The 20,974-nt window shown below is 68.9% G+C and carries 15 protein-coding genes; 5 read left to right on the plus strand and 10 right to left on the minus strand.

Annotated features, from left to right (window positions below):
- Positions 1-145 precede the first annotated feature (145 nt).
- From ACZ7L4_RS31330 to ACZ7L4_RS31340, 3 genes are all read left to right on the plus strand, one after another.
- On the plus strand, positions 146-1,222 hold the full coding sequence (locus ACZ7L4_RS31330; RefSeq protein ID WP_472108160.1) for a ParA family protein: 1,077 nt from the start codon (positions 146-148) through the stop codon (positions 1,220-1,222).
- Positions 1,219-2,322, plus strand: a complete 1,104-nt coding sequence (locus tag ACZ7L4_RS31335) for a ParB/RepB/Spo0J family partition protein (RefSeq protein WP_472107881.1) — start codon at positions 1,219-1,221, stop codon at positions 2,320-2,322. Before ACZ7L4_RS31330 ends, ACZ7L4_RS31335 begins: the two co-directional genes overlap by 4 nt.
- Before the next feature lie 303 nt (positions 2,323-2,625).
- Positions 2,626-3,243: a GNAT family N-acetyltransferase gene (locus ACZ7L4_RS31340; protein ID WP_450811424.1), complete on the plus strand. Its 618-nt coding sequence runs from the start codon at positions 2,626-2,628 to the stop codon at positions 3,241-3,243.
- A 106-nt stretch (positions 3,244-3,349) separates the two neighbouring features.
- Here the strand turns inward: ACZ7L4_RS31340 and trxA are convergent, their stop codons facing one another.
- The 7 genes from trxA to ACZ7L4_RS31375 all read right to left on the minus strand — a co-directional run bounded on the left by trxA (position 3,350) and on the right by ACZ7L4_RS31375 (position 12,937).
- Complete coding sequence (trxA, locus tag ACZ7L4_RS31345; RefSeq protein WP_389282929.1) at positions 3,350-3,682, minus strand: thioredoxin; 333 nt, start codon at positions 3,680-3,682, stop codon at positions 3,350-3,352.
- A gap of 47 nt (positions 3,683-3,729) precedes the next feature.
- Complete coding sequence (trxB, locus tag ACZ7L4_RS31350; RefSeq protein ID WP_472107882.1) at positions 3,730-4,707, minus strand: thioredoxin-disulfide reductase; 978 nt, start codon at positions 4,705-4,707, stop codon at positions 3,730-3,732.
- 118 nt (positions 4,708-4,825) lie between these two features.
- The gene (locus tag ACZ7L4_RS31355; RefSeq protein ID WP_472107884.1) at positions 4,826-5,689 is read right to left on the minus strand and encodes an anti-sigma factor family protein; all 864 of its coding nucleotides are present in this window, start codon (positions 5,687-5,689) and stop codon (positions 4,826-4,828) included.
- Complete coding sequence (gene sigM, locus ACZ7L4_RS31360) at positions 5,686-6,399, minus strand: RNA polymerase sigma factor SigM (protein WP_472107886.1); 714 nt, start codon at positions 6,397-6,399, stop codon at positions 5,686-5,688. The genes ACZ7L4_RS31355 and sigM overlap by 4 nt, the downstream gene beginning before the upstream one ends.
- A gap of 34 nt (positions 6,400-6,433) precedes the next feature.
- The gene (locus tag ACZ7L4_RS31365; protein WP_472107888.1) at positions 6,434-8,155 is read right to left on the minus strand and encodes a protein kinase family protein; all 1,722 of its coding nucleotides are present in this window, start codon (positions 8,153-8,155) and stop codon (positions 6,434-6,436) included.
- A 120-nt stretch (positions 8,156-8,275) separates the two neighbouring features.
- Positions 8,276-10,522: a murein biosynthesis integral membrane protein MurJ gene (murJ, locus tag ACZ7L4_RS31370; protein WP_472107890.1), complete on the minus strand. Its 2,247-nt coding sequence runs from the start codon at positions 10,520-10,522 to the stop codon at positions 8,276-8,278.
- 45 nt (positions 10,523-10,567) lie between these two features.
- Positions 10,568-12,937 carry a DUF6049 family protein gene (locus tag ACZ7L4_RS31375; RefSeq protein ID WP_472107892.1) on the minus strand — a complete coding sequence of 790 codons (2,370 nt, stop codon included), beginning with the start codon at positions 12,935-12,937 and terminating at the stop codon, positions 10,568-10,570.
- A 195-nt stretch (positions 12,938-13,132) separates the two neighbouring features.
- Between ACZ7L4_RS31375 and ACZ7L4_RS31380 the strand changes: the two genes are divergently transcribed.
- Positions 13,133-14,605, plus strand: a complete 1,473-nt coding sequence (locus tag ACZ7L4_RS31380) for a CCA tRNA nucleotidyltransferase (protein ID WP_472107894.1) — start codon at positions 13,133-13,135, stop codon at positions 14,603-14,605.
- A 70-nt stretch (positions 14,606-14,675) separates the two neighbouring features.
- Here ACZ7L4_RS31380 and ACZ7L4_RS31385 read toward each other — a convergent pair whose 3' ends face one another.
- The 3 genes from ACZ7L4_RS31385 to ACZ7L4_RS31395 form a co-directional block, all read right to left on the minus strand.
- The gene (locus ACZ7L4_RS31385; RefSeq protein ID WP_472107896.1) at positions 14,676-15,935 is read right to left on the minus strand and encodes an MFS transporter; all 1,260 of its coding nucleotides are present in this window, start codon (positions 15,933-15,935) and stop codon (positions 14,676-14,678) included.
- Positions 15,936-16,059: 124 nt separating this feature from the next.
- On the minus strand, positions 16,060-17,142 hold the full coding sequence (locus ACZ7L4_RS31390) for an inositol-3-phosphate synthase (RefSeq protein ID WP_472107898.1): 1,083 nt from the start codon (positions 17,140-17,142) through the stop codon (positions 16,060-16,062).
- Positions 17,143-17,186: 44 nt separating this feature from the next.
- On the minus strand, positions 17,187-17,867 hold the full coding sequence (locus tag ACZ7L4_RS31395) for a PadR family transcriptional regulator (protein WP_472107900.1): 681 nt from the start codon (positions 17,865-17,867) through the stop codon (positions 17,187-17,189).
- Positions 17,868-18,242: 375 nt separating this feature from the next.
- Here ACZ7L4_RS31395 and ACZ7L4_RS31400 point away from each other — a divergent pair, with 375 nt between their 5' ends.
- Entirely contained in the window at positions 18,243-20,966 is a 2,724-nt protein-coding gene (locus ACZ7L4_RS31400) for a transglycosylase domain-containing protein (RefSeq protein WP_472107902.1), read from the plus strand.
- Positions 20,967-20,974 lie beyond the last annotated feature (8 nt).

Raw genomic sequence — 20,974 nt, forward strand, 5'->3', positions numbered from 1 at the left:
GCAGGGCATCATCAGTCGTGGCCGCGCGGCGGCCGCTCCCCGCGACCGGAAACCCCTCGGATCCCTCGATACGGACACGGAGTTGTCCACAGAGGGGGATTCGTCCACAGAAGCACGGGCCTCGCTGGTTCTCGACCCCGAAGGCATGGGAGGCTCTGTTCATTGCGAGCCTGAAGTCGAGGAGAGTGAATCCTTGCGGTCCGACGCCAACATCGCGGGACCGATGACCGATCCGGTCCCCGGTCCCCGTACCGAGTCGGTGGGGGAGGATGTTTCACGTGAAACGCCGCCCCCGATGGACGACACACCCATCGGTCGTGCTGCCCAACTGGCAGTAGAAGCTCTCGGTCGCGCGGGCGAGGGCCTGCCACGACCTGAGCAGACCCGCGTCATGGTGGTGGCCAACCAGAAGGGCGGGGTCGGGAAGACCACGACAACGGTCAACCTCGCCGCCTCACTTGCGCTGCACGGCGCACGCGTCCTGGTCGTGGACCTGGACCCGCAGGGCAATGCCTCAACGGCTCTGGGTATCGACCACCACTCCGAAGTGCCCTCCGTCTACGACGTGTTGGTCGACAGTAAGCCGCTCTCCGAAGTCGTCCAGCCCGTCCCGGACGTGGAAGGCCTCTTCTGCGCCCCGGCCACCATCGATCTCGCCGGTGCGGAGATCGAGCTGGTCTCTCTGGTCGCGCGGGAGAGCCGACTGCAGCGCGCCATCCAGGCGTACGAGCAGCCGCTGGACTACATCCTCATCGACTGCCCGCCGTCGCTCGGCCTTCTGACGATCAACGCCATGGTCGCCGGCGCGGAAGTGCTGATCCCGATCCAGTGCGAGTACTACGCGCTCGAGGGCCTCGGCCAGCTTCTGCGGAATGTGGATCTCGTGCGCGGGCACCTCAACCCCGCCCTGCACGTGTCCACGATCCTGCTCACGATGTACGACGGACGGACCCGGCTGGCGTCCCAGGTCGCGGACGAGGTCCGTAACCACTTCGCCGGCGAGGTCCTTCGGACGAGCATTCCGCGCTCGGTGCGTATTTCGGAGGCCCCGAGTTACGGGCAGACCGTGTTGACCTACGATCCAGGGTCGAGCGGGGCACTCTCCTATCTCGAAGCGGCACGAGAGATGGCGCTGCGCGGAGTCGGGATCCACTACGAGGCCCCGAATGCCCACACGGGCGCTCAACTTGACCAGCAGAGTACGTCGGAGGGGATTCAGTGAGCGATCGACGGAGGGGACTTGGCCGAGGACTCGGCGCGCTGATCCCGGCTGCCCCCACACCAGAGAAGACGGGCCCGGCCACGCAGGCGGGAGGGGCTTCGACGTCCCCCGCCTCGGTGCCGGTGCTGACGACCGAACGTGGAGTGGCGGCCGCCAAGGTGGCCGGGCTGTCGCAGCCGCCCGTTTCACGGGAAACCGAGGAGTCGGCGGCCACGACGGCCGAGGCCTTCGAGCGCCCCGCGGGAGCGCACTTCGCCGAGCTGCCGATCGACGCCATCACGCCCAACCCGCGCCAGCCGCGTGAGGTGTTCGACGAGGACGCGCTCGCCGAGCTCGTCACGTCCATCAAGGAAGTCGGCCTGCTGCAGCCCGTCGTCGTACGACAGGTGGGGGCTGGCACCTACGAGCTCATCATGGGCGAGCGGCGCTGGAGGGCCTGCCGGGAGGCGGGACTCGAGCGCATCCCGGCCATCGTGCGCGCCACGGACGACGAGAAGCTCCTTCTCGACGCGCTCCTGGAGAACCTGCACCGTGCGCAGCTGAACCCGCTGGAAGAGGCTGCCGCCTACGACCAGTTGCTCAAGGACTTCAACTGCACGCACGATCAGCTCGCCGACCGGATCGGCCGGTCCCGCCCGCAGGTGTCCAACACGCTGCGTCTGCTGAAGCTCTCGCCGGCCGTCCAGCGCCGGGTGGCCGCAGGCGTGCTGTCGGCAGGGCATGCGCGTGCGCTGCTCTCCGTCGAGGACTCCGAGGAGCAGGACCGGCTGGCCCATCGCATCGTCGCCGAAGGCCTCTCGGTGCGGGCCGTCGAGGAGATCGTGACCCTCATGGGGTCGGGGCCCAAGAGCAACGCACGGGCCAAGGGACCGCGGGCCGGCGCCCGGGTCTCCCCGGCGCTGAGCGAGTTGGCCACGCGGCTCTCGGACCGCTTCGAGACCCGGGTGAAGGTCGACCTGGGGCAGAAGAAGGGCAAGATCGTCGTCGAGTTCGCCTCGATGGACGACCTGTCGCGCATCCTCGGCTCGCTTGCTCCCGGCGAGGGGCCCGTGCTCCAGAACGGTCTCCCGGAGGAGACGGACGGCGACGAACAGGACTGATCGCCGCCCTGACGAACGGAGAGCGGGCCGTGTTCCGGTGTGTACCGGAACACGGCCCGCTCTTTGCTTGTCTACGGTATCGAGCGAATCCCATCGTGGTTACGATGCGACGGGAAGAGCGCATCCACCCGATGGCACCTCATACAGGAGGCGGGGCATGCGATCGGTGAGTCGCACCGGACTGATGACCGCTGGTCTCGGCCTGGGAGCGGTCGGCGGGTTCGTCGGCAGCCTGCTCAGGGAACGGAGCGCTCTGACGGCCGCCCGCGCAGCGGCGGGCGAAGGAAGCGAGGAACTGCCTTCATGGGGCGTCGGCTCGTACCGCTCACGCTGGACAATCTCCCGGACCTCCCCAAGCGCTGCCGTTCATGTGTCTTCTGGGAGCTGGACCCGGTCAGCGGCCAGGCCGCGGTAAAGGCGGGCACGCCCGACCTGGAGAAGGAAGCGTGGATCTCCGCCGTCCTTCTGGAGTGGGGCTCCTGCGGACGCGTCGTCTATGTGGATGACGTTCCGGTCGGGTTCGTGCTCTACGCGCCTCCCGCGTACGTCCCACGGTCCACGGCTTTCCCGACGAGTCCGGTCTCCCCCGACGCCGTTCAGCTCATGACGGCCTGGATCTCTCCCGACTATCAGGGACAGGGCCTGGGCCGGGTCATCGTGCAGACCGTCGCGAAGGATCTGCTGCGCCGGGGCTTCAAGGCGATCGAGGCCTTTGGGGACGCTCAGTGGAAGGGGCCTGCCTGCCTGCTTCCCGCGGACCATCTGCTGGCGGTCGGGTTCAAGACCGTGCGGCCGCATCCCTCGTATCCGCGGCTGCGGCTGGAACTGCGGACGACGCTGTCCTGGAAGGAAGACGTCGAGATGGCCCTGGACAGGCTTCTGGGCGCCGTACAGAAGGAACCGGCCCTTCGGCCCCTGTGACAGACCGGCGGACCCGCACAACGGAAACGGGCCGACCCCCGGAAGGGTCGGCCCGTTCGTGTTTCACGTGAAACAACGACCGCCGTCGATGAACGGCGTCGCGTGATTATTCGGCGATGAAGTCCTCGAGGTCGCGCACGATGGCGGCCTTGGGCTTGGCACCGACGATGGTCTTGGCGACCTCGCCGCCCTGGTACACGTTCAGGGTCGGGATCGACATGACGCCGTACTTGGCGGCCGTGCCCGGGTTCTCGTCGATGTTGAGCTTGACGACCTCGATCTTGTCACCGTGCTCGGCGGCGATGGCCTCGAGCGACGGCGCGATCTGGCGGCACGGACCGCACCAGGCGGCCCAGAAGTCGACCAGGACGGGCTTGTCGCTCTTCAGGACGTCCTCGTCGAAGGTGGCGTCCGTGACGTTCTTCAGGTTGCCGGCCACAGCAGGCTCCTCATTTCTTGGGGGTATTACGTGAGTGGTAGTTCAGGTCAGACGCTGGCGGTCTGGGTCTTCTCGGGCTCGGCGGCCTCTCCGTCGGCGAGCGAGGCCAGGAAGCGCTCGGCGTCCAGAGCGGCGGAGCAGCCGGTGCCGGCCGCCGTGATCGCCTGCCGGTAGGTGTGGTCCACGACGTCGCCGGCGCCGAAGACACCGGTGAGGTTCGTGCGCGTCGAGGGGGCCTCGACCTTCAGGTAGCCCTCGTCGTCCAGCTCGAGCTGGCCCTTGAAGAGCTCCGTGCGCGGGTCGTGGCCGATCGCGATGAACAGGCCGGTGACCGGGAGGTCGGAGGTCTCGCCCGTCTTCAGGTTGCGCAGCGTCAGGCCCTCGAGCTTCGGGTCGCCCTTGATCTCGGCGACCTCGCTGTCCCAGATGAACTTGATCTTCGGGTCGGCGAAGGCACGCTCCTGCATCGCCTTCGAGGCGCGCAGGGTGTCGCGGCGGTGCACGATCGTCACGGACTTGGCGAAGCGCGAAAGGAAGGTGGCCTCCTCCATCGCGGTGTCGCCGCCGCCGATGACGGCGATGTCCTGGTCCTTGAAGAAGAACCCGTCACAGGTCGCGCACCAGGAGACGCCGCGGCCGGAGAGCGCGTCCTCGTTCGGGAGGCCGAGCTTGCGGTGCTGGGAGCCGGTGGTGACGATGACGGCCTTCGCGCGGTGGACGGTGCCCGCCGTGTCCGTCACGGTCTTGATCTCGCCGCTCAGGTCGACGGCCACGACATCGTCGGGGACGAGCTCGGCGCCGAAGCGCTCGGCCTGGCCGCGCATGTTGTCCATGAGCTCGGGGCCCATGATGCCGTCCTGGAAACCGGGGAAGTTCTCCACGTCGGTCGTGTTCATCAGCGCGCCACCAGCGGTGACGGCACCCTCGAACACGAGCGGCTTCAGCGACGCGCGCGCGGTGTAGAGCGCCGCCGTGTAGCCGGCGGGCCCGGAGCCGATGATGATCACGTTACGGACGTCGCTCACGGCTTGATTCCTCGTCTCTGCGGGACTGCTGCGTACTGCCAGGGGAGGCCATTCGGAGGACTCTCACCCCACCCAACGGATCCTACGGGGCATGCATTCCCGACGTGCCCGGCCACACCTAGTGAGTGGTCTTGGGCGTCCCGGAGCCGTGGTCGTAATCGTGCTTGTACAGCAGCGTGCCGGCTGAGGAGGAGGACGAGCCGACACAGGAGGAATCGACGACGAAGGCCGTGACCTGGTGGGCCGGATCGGTCTTGTGGGGCAGCACGACGAGGTAGGCCTTCTTCCCGTCGTACGTGCCGGTTTCCGCGGCGAGGGGGTCCTCGTTCCGGTGGGTTCCGAGCTGGATGCACGGGGGCACCGAGACGGCGCCCTTCTGCATCGGAGCCTTCGTCCCCTGCGTGCTGGGTCCGTTTCCCTCCGTGCCGAAGGTCGAGGAGCCGAGCAGTGTCGTGACCTTCGTCTCCAAGGTGTCCTTGGCGAAGGTCGAGGCGCTGGAACTCTTCCGTGCGACGGGCGAACCGTCCTCGTCGTTCTGGATGAGCAGGGCCCCCACGCCGATCGCGGTGACCGTCAGAACGGCCCCGAGAACGACACCCGTGCGCCTCCGACTGCCACGGGCCTTGCGCCCCGGGCCGGTGGCCCCGTGCGGGTGCCCGGCAGGGCGGTCCGCTGGGCGGTCTGCCGGGCGCTCGGCTGCGGTCGATGTTTCACGTGAAACGGGACCCGTTTCACGGCCGCTCTCGAAGGCGAGAGCGGCATCGATCCGGCTGGCGATCTCTTCCGGCATGCGTGGCGGGGCCGACACGGAACCCAGCGTGCCCCGGATCTCTTCCAAGGACGCGAGGACATCGGCGCAGAGCGGGCAGCCGTCGAGGTGCTGCTGGACATCGGTCGTACGGGTGGGAGGCAACAGCCCCTCGGCGAGGTCGGAGATCTCGGTGACCTCCGGGTGCTCTGCCGTGTCGGTCGTGGATGTCACGCTCGCCCACCTCCGCCCTTCACCGCAGCCGAATCGCCGGGTCCTGTCTCGTCACGAGGTCCCGCTGCGGGTGGGACGGATGTCCCCTGCGCCCGGTTCCTTCCCAGGGGCGGGTTCTCGCCGGCTTCCTTGCTCCCGCCCTCGTTGCGCAGATGCGTCAGCAGCGGAAGCAGCTTGGCTCGGCCGCGCGCACAGCGGCTCTTGACCGTGCCGGTCGGCACGTCGAGGATCTGCGCGGCCTCGGCGACCGGGTACCCCTGCATATCGACGAGGACGAGGGCCGCCCGCTGCTCGCTGGGCAGGACCGAGAGCGCCTCCAGGAGCTGACGGTGCAGGTCGCCGCGCTCGACGGGGGCCTCCGCGGACTCGTGCGGCTCCAGGAGCTGGTCCAGGCGGTCGGCGTCGTCCACGGGCGCCGTCTTCCGCGAGGCCATCTTGCGGGCCCGGTCCAGGCACGCGTTGACGGTGATGCGGTGCAGCCAGGTCGTCACGGCGGACTGGCCGCGGAAGGTGTGGGCGGCGCGATAGGCCGAGACCAGTGCGTCCTGCACGGCGTCGGCGGCCTCCTCCCGGTCCCCCAGGGTCCGCAGGGCCACGGCCCAGAGCCGGTCGCGGTGACGTCGGACGAGTTCACCGAAGGCGTCCTTGTCGCCCGCGACGTGACGGGCGAGGAGGTCCTGATCGTTTGCTTCGCCGTAGGCGTCGTCCACTGTCGAACCCCCTCCCCGTGGTGAGCCGAACCCGTCAGCCGGTGAACTCCACGTCGGTGATGCCCTGCTTGAAGCCCGCGCTGCTGTAGCCATCCTGGCCTGCGTGGGGCAGGGCGGTCAGCCATACGAGCAGATAGCGCGTCTTGACCGGGTCATCGGCCGTGATCTTGGCGGAGGTGGTCCTCGAATCCGTCGTGGACCCGATCTGCTTCAGTCCGGACACCGAGCCCGGGTCGATGGACGGAGAGGCGTACAGGGAGACCGTGGTGTGGTCGCCGCCGTACCGGAGCCCTATCGAGGCGGCCGAGACGTCCTTGGCGGAGCCGAGGTCGTAGACGATGCCGACACCGGGCTTGATGACCATCTTCGGACCGTCGACGAAGGACTTGGTCCGCCAGTACGTCGACTTGCTGTCGTCGTACGTCTTGTCGACGTCACCCGGGGCCTGGGCGCCGCCTTCGGCGACGAACTCCTTGGCACTGTCGATGGAGAGCGGCTTCGCGTCCTGCTTGCTGCCCTTGTCGCTGTCGTCCGACGTGTCCGTGGGCCCGGAGTTGCCCGGGTTGCCGCGGTCCATGAGGGCGTCGGCGAGCTGCCAGCTGCCCAGGCCGAGCGCCGCGATGAGCAGCGCGGAGACGGCCCACTTGAGGGCCTTGCCGGTACGGCTGTGCAGCGGGGGCGGCGGCGTGGGGACGGGCTGGGTGGCGAGCGGGGCGGAGCGGCCGTAGCTCCCCTGCTGATACGTGGTCCGCTGGTACTCCGGAGGCGCCGTGAAGGCGGGCTCCGGCGGCCGGATCCTGGGCATCTCGCCGATGGCCTTCACCAGGTCCTCCGGCGTGGTGCACGGCGGCTCCTGGCGGGACGCGGTCGCCCCGTCATTGGCCAGCGCGCGCATGGAGAGCTCCGCCAGACCGCGGTGGACGCCGGCGCGCACCTGGTCGGGAGCGATGAGGCCGACGCCCTTGGGCAGCCCGGACAGGCCGTAGGCGTCGTCCTCGTACGGCCAGCGCTGGGTGAGCGAGGCGTACAGGAGCGCACCGATCGCCTCGGTGTCGGCGCGCTGCGGGGTGTCGCAGGTGATGCCGCGCAGCGCCGCGTTCACGGCGAGGCCGCGGATGCGCCACTGACCGGTGGAGGTGCGCAGAACGGCGCTCGGTGTGAGGCGCAGGTGGGCGAGGCCCTCACGGTGGGCGGCGGCCATGGCGTGGGAGACCTGGCTGACCATCTGGTACGCGTCGTGCGCCTCGAGGGGGGCGAGGGCGAGCAGGGCGGTCAGCTCGGTCGCGTCGGGCAGCCACTCGTGGACGACGTAGACGAGATCGTTCTCCTCGACCGCGTCCAGGACCTGTACGAAACGGGGGTCGCCCAGAAGGGCGGACGAGCGGGCGGCGGCGAGCACCGAACGGCCCCGAGGGTGATCGGCGGGCAGGATGTGCACGCCGACGGCGCGACGGAGCTTCTCGTCCATCGCACGCCAGCTGCTGAAACCGTCCAGACGGGTGACGCACTCCTCGAGCCGGTAGCGTCTGGCGAGCTTGTGGCCGCTGTGCAACTCGGGCGGCGACGCGGCGCCGGGGCTCAGATGAGTCCCCGTCTCCGCGGTGTCCACGGCCTCCTCGCGCTCCGGCGCGTCCTGCTCCCCGGTATCGGCCACCCCGTCGGCCGTGGCCTGCTCCGCCTTGTCCGCCTTGGCGGTCAGCGGTTCATCACCGCTGTTGTCGGCCACGTCGACGGCAGCCGTGCTCCGTTCCGCCACCGTCGTTCCTGCCTCCCCATCCGTTGCGCTCACTCCGACGCCAAAGCCAATTGTGCCCACAGTCCGGCGCTATGCACGACACGCGATGGCCACCGATGGTTGCACGCGCTTCCGGCCGACTCAGCGGCCGAGACGGCCTCGCACCATACCGACCAGCGAATTCAGTTCTTCGATCCTCATCTTGCGTGCTGCCACGTAGAAGACTCCGAGCAGCACCGCACTGCCCACGACCAGCGCCGCGATCGAGCCGAGCACGCCGTGGCCCAGTGCTTGCGTGACCGCGTACCCGATTCCGCCGCCGATCACCGTCGCCGGCAGCGACGCGAGGCAGAGCCGGGCGTAGGTGCGGACGACGTGCGCGCCGTCCAGGTCGCCGCCGAGCCGGTTGCGCAGCCGCCTCCAGGCCACACCGACGCCGATCGCGTACGCGATGCCGTAGGACAGTGCCATGCCGACCACGGCCCACTGAGCGGGCAGGATCAGGTAGCAGATGCCCGAGGCGGCGGCGTTGACCGCGGCGACGATGACCGTGTTGTAGAAGGGCGTGCGGGTGTCCTCGTACGCGTAGAAGCCACGCAGCACGACGTACTGCACGGAGTACGGAATGAGGCCGATGCCGAACGCCATCAGGATGTAGCCCATGGACTGGGCGGCCTCGGTACCGCTGGAGCCGAAGAGCAGGGTGCACATCGGTACGCCGAGCGCCACGAACATGAACGAGATCGGGACGATCGCCACGGCCGAGGTGCGCAGGCCCGAGGAGATGTCGTCGCGCACCGCGCCCGGGTCGCCGTCGTGGGCGGAGCGCGAGATGCGCGGCAGCAGCGCGGCCATGACGGAGACGGTGATGATCGCCTGCGGCATGCCCCAGATCAGCTGGGCGTTCGAGTAGCCCATGATGCCGGTGCCGTCGACCGGGGACGCCTCGCCCGCCGCGGTGGCGAGCTGGGTGACCACGAGCACGCCCGCCTGGTTGGCGAGGACGAACAGGACGGTCCACTTGGCGAGCTTCACGGCCTTGCCCAGGCCGTGGCCCTTCCAGTCGAAGCGCAGGCGGAACCGGAAGCCGGTCTCGCGCAGGTACGGGATCATCGCGAGCGACTGCACGACGAGGCCGAGCAGGGTGCCGATGCCGAGGAGGCGGATGCCCTCGTCCGGGATGGTCGTGACGCCCATCTGCGATTCGGCCGCGGTCCCGTAGACCCAGATGAACGTGCCGAACGTGAAGATCATGACGATGTTGTTCAGGACCGGGGTCCACATCATCGCGCCGAACTTCCCGCGCGCGTTCAGGATCTGGCCCATCACCACGTGGATGCCCATGAAGAAGATCGTGGGCAGGCAGTAGCGGGCGAAGGCGACGCCGACGCTGTTGGCGTCCTCGTTGCCGGCGACCGTGTTCGACATCAGGTGGATCAGCAGCGGCGCCGCGAAGACGACGACCGCCGTGATGGCGGCGAGCGCCACCATCACCAGCGTGAGCAGACGGTTGGCGAAGGCCTCGCCGCCGTCCTCGTCCTCCTTCATCGCGCGCACCAACTGCGGCACGAACACCGAGTTCAGGCCGCCGCCGACGGTGAGGATGTAGATCATCGTCGGCAGCGTGTACGCCACGGACCAGGTGTCACCGAGCAGTCCGGCGCCCAGCGCCGCGGTGATCACCATGGTGCGGACGAAGCCGGTGAGGCGGGAGACCAGCGTGCCCGCCGCCATCACCGCGCTCGACTTCATGAGGCTGGAGGCGCGCCCGCTCTTCTTCGGCGCGGGCGCCGAAGCGGGGGTGGCCGCCGGGGGCGGCGGGGGCTGCGGAGGACCGAGCTGCGTCGTCGGGTTGTCGACGGGCTCGGCCGGCGGACGGCCGCCGCTGTGGCCGGGCTGCTGGTCGCGGTACAGGTGCGCGAAGGCGTCCGGTTCGTGGCTCTCCTCCGCGGAGTGCGTCACCAGGTCGTCGACGCCCACGAACTGCGTCGTACGGGCGTCGTCGCCGTACGGCAGATGCTGCGTGGGGCCCGCGGGCTCCGGCGCGGGCGTCTGGGCCCACACGCGGGGGTCGGGCTGGTACTGCTGAGCGGGCGGCGGCGCGTACAAGGGCTGCTGTGCCTGCTGCGAGCCCGGGGGCGGCGGAGGGTGCGCGGCGCGGTCGTACAGCGCCTCGGTCACCGGGTCCTGGGCGGTCAGGTCGTGCGCCCGGTACGGATCCTGCTCGTACGCGTCCTGAAGGTACGCGTCCTGCGGATACGCGTCGGGGGCAGGCTGCGGCGGCGGCACCTGCCCCTCGGGCTGCGGTGAACCGGCGTACGGCCGACCATCGCCCGAGGCAGAGCCGCCCGAGCCGTGGCCACGCTCACCGTCGTACGGCGCGTTCATGGTTACCCCACCTCATCGTCCCCGGCCCAGCGGCCCCGACATCGCTCAACGGTCCACTCTCTCACCCGTGCCCGACGGGTCCGCGCTTTCCGGAGCGGTGTCAGCCGTCGGGTCACTCGGCTGCTGCGGAACGTCTGCCCGTGCGGGGGCGGTCGAGTCGCCGTCCGGCTCGTCGCCCTCTTCGCCGTCCGCGGCCGCGGAGTCGCCCTCGGGGGCGTCCTCGTCGGGCTGCGCGGCGACGGCGCGCTTGCGCTGCTGGTACATCCGGTACCCGGCCAGGACGAGCAGCAGGACACCGCCGGCGATGACGAGCATCACGGTCGGGGTGACCTCGGTGACGTCGACCTTGAAGGCGAGCGGCTCGCCGTAGGGCTCGCCGTCCTGCGTGTAGAGCTGGGCGTGCACCCAGATCGGGCCCGTCGCCTTGGCCGTGGTCGTGAACTTCACGGACTGGCTGTGCCCGCTGGCGATCTTCACTTCCTGGTCCTGGAAGTTGTCGCCGCCGATCTTGAGGCGCGTGCCGTTGCCCGAGGTGAGGCGCAGCGTCAGATGGTCGACGTCCTGCCACAGGTTGTTCTGCACCGACACCGGGATCGTCGCGCTGCGCCCGGAGAGCTTGACCTCGGACTTGTCGATCAGCGCCACCTGTTCGGTGAGGCCCGACAGATAAGAGGAGACGCCGTCGCGGAACTTCACCGACGTGCCCGACTCCGCACGCCACGACGTGGACATCTCCCGGTCCATCGCGCGGCCGAACGGCGTCACCACGCGGGACTCGTCGGTGAGGACGACCTTGAAGTTCTCGAGGTCGCGCTGGGTCGCCTGGATCTGCTCGAACGCCGACTGCGGCAGCTCCTGCTTGCGCAGCGACGAGGGGTACGCGCGCGGGACACGCGTGGTGGCGGCGGGGTCGGGCTTCGCCTTCGCCGCGGCCGCCAGGGGACGGGGCTGCGACCACGTGCCGTCCTGCAGCGCGTGCAGCGCCTTGGCCATGGTCTGGGCCTGGCTCGCGGTGGGCATGCGCTGCGGAGCCACGACGACGCTGCGCTGCTTGTCCGTCTGCTTGTTCAGCATCAGGGACTGCGCGAGGAACTTCTGCACGGCGAGCGTGGAGCTCTCGGCGCCCGTCATGTCGCCCTGGAAAGCGGTCGACAGGCGGCCGTCGGCGACCACGGCCGAGGCGCCGCCGCCGATCGGACGGGCCGCGGACGGCGTGTACGTCAGCCCCGCGGTCTCCGGGAAGTGGTCGCTGCGCGCGATGATCTTGTCGGCGCCCGCGGACGTGGCGACCTTGACGATGTCCCGGTCGACGGCGCCTTCGGCGGGCCACGCGTACGACGTGTCCGGCTTGGTGTGCAGGATCGTCTGCACCGTCAGCGTGGCGGCGTCCGTGGCGTCCTTGAGGTGGCCGAGGGAGCCGGTGACCTTCGTGCCCGTGTGCGCGAGCGACGCCAGGTCCGGGTCGGCGAACGGAAGCGTGACGACCTTCTGGCCCTGCACCGCGGTCTCCAGGTCGCTCAGCCACTGCTTGGCGTCCGCCTGGTTCCTGCCCGCCCTGAGCTTTCCGTCGGGCCCCTTGACCTTGTACGGCTCCGTCATTGCGTCGACCGACGCCAGCAGGTCCGGGTCGATCACCCAGGTCACGTCGAGTTCGCTGCCGAGGGCCAGCATCTGCTGGAGGCGGCCGCCCGGACCGATCTGCTTCGCCAGGTCGTTGTCGTCGAAGACCGGCGTCTGCTGTTCGTTCGCGCCCGTCTCGGCCGTCAGATGGGAGTCGGAGATCAGCGGCCACAGGGCCGTCGTCTTCGTGGTCGTGTCGGCACCGCTCGGCTGCCAGGGCAGGAAGGTCCGCTGGATGCCGAGCGTCTGCTGGTACGGCTGTGCGGCCGTCTGTCCCATCAGGGCGACGCTCAGCTGATAGACGCCGTCGGCGCCGAGGTGCAGCGCCTTGACCGGGACCGACAGCGTGAAGTCCTGCGCGACGCCGGGCGTCAGCTTGGCGAACTTCTTGCCGTACTTGCTGGAGATCTCCCTGCCGTCGGCGGCGCCGCCCGTGCCGTTCTTGGCGGCTTCGTCGACGGCCGTGCGGCCGCTGTAGGACGTGCCGACCCGCAGGCCCACGTGGGCGCCGGTGACCGTCTTCTTGCCCTTGTTCGTCACCGTGCCTCTGACCGTCACGGTGTCGCCGTCCGTCGGGGCGCTGGGCGAGAGGGAGTTCACGGCCACGTCGACCGTGCTGGTCCCCGTCGCGCTCGATGCGGCGGTGGCAGGAGTGGCGGCACCGGCCGGGGTCGCGGCAGGCAGCAGCGGCAGCGATGCCAGGAGCGGCGCGGCCGCGAGCAGGGCTCCGGTGCGCCGCAGCAGTCGCCGTGCAGGTGAGGGACTCACCGTTGGGAAGTCTGCCGCCTCGGCCACGTGGTCGTCCGTCCCTCGTCGTCGTCGGTGGTCGCAGATGTGTCCACGCATGGTAACGAGGAGCGCTGTGGCTGAGTGCCACGGTCTGCCCGGCTTGATCGTGGGGGCAAGAGTAGGGGGCCGCCGGTGTGCTCCTGTCGCGGGCCCGGCAAACGGTTCGGCCCGGGCCGCCCGGGCCACGTACCCTGTCCTGTTGTGCCGAACGCCAATGAAGACAACCCCAGCGCCCTGAGCCAGGTACAGCACCGCGCGGTCAGCGAGCTGCTGCGGGTATCGCCTGTCGCAGACGATCTCGCCCGCCGGTTCCAGGAGGCCGGGTTCTCCCTCGCCCTGATCGGCGGGTCGGTGCGGGACGCACTGCTCGGCCGGCTCGGCAACGACCTGGACTTCACCACTGACGCCCGTCCCGAGGACGTGCTGAAGATCGTCCGCCCGTGGGCCGATGCGGTGTGGGAGGTCGGGATCGCGTTCGGCACCGTTGGCTGCCAGAAGGACGCCCGCGTCGGAGACGCTGATCATCGCTTCCAGGTCGAGATCACGACGTACCGCTCGGAGGCGTACGACCGCACGTCGCGCAAGCCCGAGGTGTCGTACGGCGACTCCATCGAGGAGGACCTGGTCCGCCGGGACTTCACCGTCAACGCGATGGCCGTGGCGCTCCCCGAGAAGGAGTTCATCGATCCGTACGGCGGCATCAGCGACCTGTCCGAGCGGATGCTGCGCACACCCGGTACCCCGGAGGACTCCTTCTCCGACGACCCGCTGCGGATGATGCGGGCCGCCCGCTTCGCCGCTCAGCTCGACTTCGAGGTCGCTCCTGAGGTCGTCGCCGCCATGAAGGCCATGGCGAGCCGCATCGAGATCGTCTCCGCGGAGCGAGTACGTGACGAGCTCAACAAGCTGATCCTCTCCGCGCACCCGCGCAAGGGCCTGACGCTGCTCGTCGAGACCGGTCTGGCCGATTCCGTACTGCCCGAGCTGCCGGCTCTGCGCCTCGAACGTGACGAGCACCACAGGCACAAGGACGTCTACGACCACACGCTGATCGTGCTCGAGCAGGCCATGGCGTTGGAGACTGAAGGCCCGGATCTGACGCTGCGCCTCGCCGCGCTGCTCCACGACATCGGGAAGCCGCGCACGCGCCGCTTCGAGAAGGACGGCCGCGTCTCCTTCCACCACCACGAGGTGGTCGGCGCCAAGATGACGAAGAAGCGCATGACCGCGCTCAAGTACTCCAATGACCTGGTGAAGGACGTCTCGCGCCTCGTAGAGCTGCACCTGCGCTTCCACGGCTACGGCACCGGAGAGTGGACGGATTCCGCCGTACGTCGTTATGTACGGGACGCGGGACCGCTCCTCGGCCGGCTGCACAAGCTGACCCGTTCCGACTGCACGACGCGCAACAAGCGAAAGGCGAATGCGCTGTCGCGCGCGTACGACGGCCTGGAGGAGCGCATCGAGCGGCTTCAGGAGCAGGAGGAGCTGGACTCGATTCGGCCGGATCTCGACGGCAACCAGATCATGGAGATCCTCGGCGTCAGCCCGGGGCCGGTGATCGGGCAGGCGTACAAGTTCCTGCTGGAGCTGCGCCTTGAGAACGGGCCGTTGGAGTACGACGCGGCAGTGTCGGCGCTCAAGGAGTGGTGGGCAGACCGCTCTCAGGACTGAGATGTACGGATACGCGTCGGGCTCTGTTTCACGTGAAACAGAGCCCGACGCGTATCTGCGGTGTGCTGTTTCACGTGAAACGCCGTCGCCTGCTCAACGTCAGAGCGGTCGCTCCGTAGAGCGCCGACACCAGGACCACGAGGGGCACCGAGCGGCCGTCCGGCGGAAGCATCAGCGCCGCGACTCCGGCCGCGCCGACGAAGGAGACGTTGACCAGCACGTCGTAGACGGAGAAGGTTCGGCCGCGGAAGCCGTCCTCGATGGAGGACTGCACGACCGTGTCGGTGGCGATCTTCGCGCCCTGTGTGGTCAGGCCGAGGACGAACGCGGCCACCACGATCGGCGCGGGGTCGAAGGTGAGCCCCAGGGCGAGTTCCAGTACGGATGCGGCACCGGCGCAGAGGACGATCCACCCGGCCGCTCCGAACCGTCCCACGGCTGCCGGGGTGATGGCCGCCGCGACGAAGAAGCCGGCCCCCGAGACGCCCATGGCGAGGCCGAGCAGGGCCAGGCCCTCGGACTCGGTGGACGACCAGGCGTATCGGCAGAGCATGAGCACCATGACGAGCAGGCCGCCGTAGCAGAACCGCATCACTGTCATCGCGGCGAGCGCGCGTGCGGCGGGCGGGCGGGAGGCAAGGTGCCGGACGCCGGCGGCGAGGTCCCGGGCGGTGCCGGTCACCGCGGCCCCCAGGCGCGGCTGGATCAACTCCGGGTCGGGGCCGAGGAGCTGGGCGTCCATGCGGAGGGAAGCGAGCGCGGCGCACAGGTACAGCAAGGCCCCGATGAGCACGACCGCGGCGTCCGAGTCGTCGGCGATCAGCCGTACGCCAAAGGCGAGCCCTCCACCCAGGGTCGCCGCGAGGGTCCCCGCGGTCGGTGAGAGGGAGTTGGCCATGACGAGGCGCTCGGAGTCCACGACGCGGGGCAGTGCGGCCGAGAGCCCGGCCAGCACAAAGCGGTTGACCGCGGTGACGCACAGCGCGGACGCGTAGAAGAGCCAGTCCGGGGCGCGGCTCAGCATGAGGGCGGCCGTCACGGAGGCGAGCAGCACCCGCAGCAGGTTCCCGTAGAGGAAGACCTGCCGGCGCCGCCAGCGGTCGAGGAGGACGCCTGCGAACGGGCCCACAAGGGAGTACGGGAGGAGCAGTACGGCCATGGCCGATGCGATAGCGGCGGGCGTTGTCTGCTTCTCCGGCGAGAACACCACGTAGGTGGCGAGGGCCACCTGGTACACGCCGTCCGCTCCCTGGGAGAGCAACCGCAACGTCAGCAGACGCCGGAAATCTTGCAGGCGCAGGAGTACGCGCAGGTCGCGGACGACAGCCATGGGGCACAGCCTCACATATGAGGCAGGCCCCCGGCTCGCACAATGTGTGCGAGCCGGGGGCCTCAACAGCCTTCAGAGGGTGGGTGTTTCACGTGAAACACCCGGGCCGCCCTTCAGGACAAGGTCAGCGCTCGACCTCGCCCTTGATGAACTTCTCGACGTTCTCGTAGGCCTCGTCGTCGAAGTACTGCACCGGCGGGGACTTCATGAAGTACGAGGACGCGGAGAGGATCGGGCCGCCGATGCCGCGGTCCTTGGCGATCTTCGCGGCGCGCAGGGCGTCGATGATGACACCCGCGGAGTTCGGGGAGTCCCAGACCTCGAGCTTGTACTCCAGGTTCAGCGGGACCTCACCGAAGGCACGGCCCTCGAGGCGGACGTACGCCCACTTGCGGTCGTCGAGCCACGCGACGTAGTCGGAGGGACCGATGTGGACGTTGTTCTCGCCCAGCTCGCGGTCGCGGATCTGCGAGGTGACGGCCTGCGTCTTCGAGATCTTCTTCGACTCGAGGCGGTCGCGCTCCAGCATGTTCTTGAAGTCCATGTTGCCGCCGACGTTGAGCTGCATCGTGCGCTCGAGGCGGACACCGCGGTCTTCGAAGAGCTTCGCCATCACGCGGTGCGTGATGGTCGCGCCGACCTGCGACTTGATGTCGTCGCCGACGATCGGGACACCGGCCTCGGTGAACTTGTCCGCCCACTCCTTGGTGCCGGCGATGAAGACCGGGAGGGCGTTGACGAACGCGACCTTGGCGTCGATGGCGCACTGGGCGTAGAACTTCGCCGCGTCGTCGGAGCCGACGGGCAGGTAGCAGACGAGGACGTCGACCTGCTTGTCCTTGAGGATCTGGACGACGTCGACGGGGGCCTCGGGGGACTCCTCGATCGTCTCGCGGTAGTAGCGGCCCAGGCCGTCGAGCGTGTGGCCGCGCTGGACCTCGACGCCCTTGTTCGGCACATCGGCGATCTTGATGGTGTTGTTCTCGGAGGCGCCGATGGCGTCCGCGAGGTCCAGGCCGACCTTCTTCGCGTCGACGTCGAACGCGGCGACGAACTCGACGTCACCGACGTGGTAGTCGCCGAACTGTACGTGCATCAGGCCCGGGACCTTGGTCTCCGGGTCGGCGTCCTTGTAGAACTCGACGCCCTGCACCAGCGAGGCGGCGCAGTTGCCCACGCCGACGATGGCTACGCGAACCGAACCCATTCCGGTTGCTCCCTGTGTGTACTCGGTGAAGTCCTGACCGGACTTCACGTGGCGGTGTCGTCGGACGGATCCGGCCGGGTACTGTCCCGGTGCCGGGGCAGGCCGCCCGTCTCTCCAGATGTGTCCTGCTGAGCCGCGTCCCCCGGGCCGGAGCCTCGTTGGTCGCGGCCCGCGCGCTCGCTCTCGATGAGCTCGTTCAGCCAGCGCACTTCGCGCTCCACGGACTCCATGCCGTGCCGCTGCAGCTCGAGCGTGTAGTCGTCCAGGCGCTCGCGGGTGCGGGCGAAGGAGATGCGCATCTTCTCGAGGCGCTCCTCCAGACGGCTGCGACGGCCCTCGAGGACGCGCATGCGCACGTCCCGCGACGTCTGCCCGAAGAAGGCGAAGCGCGCGGCGAAGTGCTCGTCCTCGTATGCATCGGGGCCGGTCTGCGAGAGCAGGTCCTCGAAGTGCTCCTTACCTTCCGCCGTCAATCGATAGACGATCTTGGCGCGACGCCCTGCGAGTGGAGCCGCGGGGGTGTCGTCGGGCCCTGAGCCTGTTTCCTCGATCAACCAGCCGTTGGCGACCAGCGTCTTGAGGCAGGGGTACAGCGTCCCGTAGCTGAAGGCTCGGAAGATTCCGAGTGAAGTGTTGAGTCGCTTGCGCAGCTCGTAGCCGTGCATCGGGGACTCGCGGAGCAGCCCGAGAACGGCGAACTCGAGGATGCCTGAGCGTCGGCTCATCGTCCGCCCCCTCTCTCCCGCGGTCCCTTGCATCGACTCTTTATGTCGAGCTGATGTATCGACTCGATACATCACGACGATAGAACTGCTCTTCGGCTGCGGCAAGTGCGATCACGGTGAACGGCGTCACATCACCGATTCGTAGGAATCGAGTTGCCTGATTTGGGGTGAAGTTCGGCCCTAGGAGGGTTTTGACGGTGCGTAGTCTGTCCGCCATGCAGACCACCGGGAACCAAGTGACGCCTGTGAGCGTCGTCGTCCCCGGTGTAGTGCGGGTGAGTGCCGAGAGGGGCGCATCCGTACTCCGGGGGGACCGGAAACCCGACGCCGTTTCCAGGCGCGCGACCTCGCGCCTGCCCGAGGAGTAGTCGTTCGATGAGCGAGCACCGTCGCAAACCGCCGCAGCCGCAGGGCGGTGGGCGCGCCGCGGCCCGTCGCGGAGCATCCGGAGTACCATCGGGCCGCCGTGCGGCTCCGCGTGGAGGTTCCGCCTCACCCTCCGCTTCCTATGACCCCCCGAGTTCGACGGGCCCGTCCGGGAGCCCGGAAGGGGACCGCCCCTGGGGAGGCCGAGCGGAAGCCCGTAGGGCCGCCCAGCGCGGCGGTCGGCGCAGGTCGGCCGATGGCGCCGGAGGCGGTGGCGGTCGCCGCGGTGGCGGCGGCGGTGCCGCCGGCGGTGCGTACGGCGCGGGGCACGGCGGCCCTGAGAAGAAGAGGTTCGTCGACTACCCGCGTGCGTACAAGCACGGCTGGCGCCGCTGGGTGCCGTCCTGGCGCCTGGTGACCGGCATGTGCGTCGGTCTGTTCGGCAGCATGATGGTCGCGGCGGGCATCGCGTACGCGCTGGTGGGCGTGCCCGACCCGGCCAAGACGGCGACGGCGCAGAACAACGTCTACTACTGGTCCGACGGATCGCAGATGGTCGCCACCGGTGGCGAGACCAACCGGCAGATCATCAAGTACGAGGACATCCCGAAGTCCATGCGCTACGCCGTCATGTCGGCGGAGAACAAGACATTCGAGACGGACAAGGGCGTCGACCCGATGGGTATCGCCCGTGCCGTGTTCAACATGGCCAAGGGCGGCGAGACCCAGGGCGGCTCGACCATCACCCAGCAGTACGTGAAGAACGCGATGCTGGACGACCAGTCGCAGACGGTGGCCCGAAAGCTCAAGGAGCTGTTCGTCTCCATAAAGGTTGGTCGGACGGTCGACAAGGACGACGTCATGGCCGGCTATCTGAACTCGGCGTACTACGGGCGCGGTGCCTATGGCATCCAGGCCGCGGCCCGTGCCTACTTCGGCAAGGACGCCACGAAGCTCAACGAGAGCCAGACCGCGTTCCTCGCGGCCGTGCTGAAGGGCTCGACGTACTACGACCCGGCGGGCTCGCCCGGTATCGACCCGGTCAACGCGACGCCGGAGAAGAACCGCCAGCGCGCCACGAAGCGCTGGTCGTGGATCCTCGACGAGGAGACGAAGGACGGGCGGCTGAGCCAGAGCCGCCGGGCCCAGTTCAAGAGCTTCCCCAAGCTGAAGAGCCCGCGCTCCAACGCACAGCTCGGCGGTCAGACCGGCTATCTCGTCGACCTCGCCAAGTCGAACGCCGTCAAGAACAGCAACGGCAGGATCACCGAGGACGACCTGCAGAAGGGCGGCTACGAGATCCACACCACGTTCAACAAGAACAAGGTGAAGAAGCTCGAGGACGCCGTGAAGAAGGTCCGCAAGGAGAACCTCGAGAAGAACCGCAAGGTCAACGGGAAGTACGTGGACCGGCACGTCCAGTTCGGTGGTGCCTCCGTCAGCCCCAAGACCGGCGCGATCGAGGCCATCTACGGCGGTGAGGACGCCACGAAGCACTTCACCAACAACGCCGACGTCACCGGCGCCCAGGTCGGTTCGACCTTCAAGCCCTTCGTCCTCGCGGCCGCCTTCAAGTACGGCGTCAGGGACCCGGAAGGGCCCGAGGTCCAGGACGAGACCCAGCGCACGATCGCCTCCCCCAAGAGCCTGTACAGCGGCAAGAACGGGCTCAAGATCAAGGACTGGAAGGGGGACATCTGGACGAACGAGAAGGGCAAGCAGTGGAACCAGACCAACGACGGTAAGCAGTCGTACAACAGGCCCAGCTACCAGATCGACCTGCGCGAGGCCATGCGCGAGTCCGTGAACTCGGCCTATGTGCAGCTCGGCATGGACGTGGGCCTGGACAAGGTGCGGGCGTCCGCTAAGTCGGCCGGAATCCTGGACGACAGCTTCGCCGACTCCAACTACCCCTCGTTCTCCCTCGGTACGTCCGACCCGAGCGCGATCCGCATGGCGGGCGCCTACGGCACGTTCGCGACCAGTGGCCAGCAGAACGACCCGTACTCGGTGACGTCCGTCGACCGTGAGGGCGAGAACGTCTACCGGCACGAGGCCAAGCCGGAGCGCGCCTTCGACGCGAAGGTCGCCGACAACGTGACCGACGTCCTCAAGACGGTCGTCGACAAGGGCACGGGTACGGCGGCGCGGCTGCCGGGCCGCGACGTGGCCGGCAAGACCGGTACCACCGACGGCAACAAGTCGGCCTGGTTCGTGGGCTACACCAAGCAGCTGTCCACCGCGATCACGATGTACCGGATGGACGACAACGAGAAGTCCCAGAACCGCAAGTTCCTGGAGATGTACGGCACCGGTGGTCAGGAGAAGATCCACGGTGCGTCGTTCCCGTCCGAGATCTGGCACGACTACATGGCGCAGGCACTGAGGGGGCAGCCGAACGAGCCGTTCCCGACGCCGGAGCCCATCGGAGAGCTCGTGGGCGCGACCCCGAGTCCCACGCCGACCCCGTCGGCCACGGTGACCCCGTCGGAGACCGCCTCGCCGTCCCCGTCGACCAGCGAGAGCTCGTCCCCGTCCCCGTCGCCCACGGAGACGTGCAGCAACTGGGACTGGGCCTGCAAGAACGAGAACGGTGGGAACACCGGGGGCACGGACACCGGAGGCGCGACCGACGGCGGTGCGTCGTCGACACCGACCGACGGGAGTACCGACGACTCCGGAGGCCCAGGCAATGGCAACGGAGGCGGCCTCTTCGGAGGCCCGGACAAGTAGCCGACCTG

It is taken from the genome of Streptomyces sp. NPDC107575, from assembly GCF_055657265.1.

Excerpts from the sequence above, each read along its gene's own strand:
- ACZ7L4_RS31330 (WP_472108160.1), top strand. The coding sequence starts at position 146 with ATGGGAGGCTCTGTTCATTGCGAGCCTGAAGTCGAGGAGAGTGAATCC.
- ACZ7L4_RS31340 (WP_450811424.1), top strand. The coding sequence starts at position 2,626 with ATGGGGCGTCGGCTCGTACCGCTCACGCTGGACAATCTCCCGGACCTC.
- murJ (WP_472107890.1), bottom strand. The coding sequence starts at position 10,522 with ATGAACGCGCCGTACGACGGTGAGCGTGGCCACGGCTCGGGCGGCTCT.
- ACZ7L4_RS31385 (WP_472107896.1), bottom strand. The coding sequence starts at position 15,935 with ATGGCTGTCGTCCGCGACCTGCGCGTACTCCTGCGCCTGCAAGATTTC.
- ACZ7L4_RS31390 (WP_472107898.1), bottom strand. The coding sequence starts at position 17,142 with ATGGGTTCGGTTCGCGTAGCCATCGTCGGCGTGGGCAACTGCGCCGCC.
- ACZ7L4_RS31395 (WP_472107900.1), bottom strand. The coding sequence starts at position 17,867 with ATGAGCCGACGCTCAGGCATCCTCGAGTTCGCCGTTCTCGGGCTGCTC.
- ACZ7L4_RS31400 (WP_472107902.1), top strand. The coding sequence starts at position 18,243 with ATGAGCGAGCACCGTCGCAAACCGCCGCAGCCGCAGGGCGGTGGGCGC.